The sequence below is a fragment of the Pseudomonas sp. 2995-3 genome, from assembly GCF_002742565.1.
Taxonomy (GTDB): domain Bacteria; phylum Pseudomonadota; class Gammaproteobacteria; order Pseudomonadales; family Pseudomonadaceae; genus Aquipseudomonas; species Aquipseudomonas edaphica.
This window is the reverse complement of record NZ_LJSB01000286.1, coordinates 1-234: the sequence shown is the minus strand read 5'-3', so window position 1 is coordinate 234 and position 234 is coordinate 1. Positions and strand designations below refer to the sequence as shown.

The window sequence follows — 234 nt, the reverse complement described above, 5'->3', positions numbered from 1 at the left end:
TTACTGATATAGATCCTTTTTTTGAAGAATCAGATTGTCATGTGCGTTTTGTTAAAAATCCAGTAGAACTAGGTAATCCAGATATCGTTATTCTACCTGGTAGTAAAAATACTATTGAAGATATGTTGTTTTTAAAGAATAGTGGTTTAGCGAATCGCCTACTAGATCTATCTCAAAAAGGGAAATTCATATTCGGCATTTGTGGAGGCTATCAAATGTTGGGTAGTTTTATTG

At 32.5% G+C, this 234-nt stretch carries 1 pseudogene; it reads left to right on the top strand.

Features of this window, described 5'->3' with window-relative positions:
• Window positions 1–234: pseudogene (locus AOA62_RS25775) on the top strand (cobyric acid synthase CobQ); the annotation flags it as partial.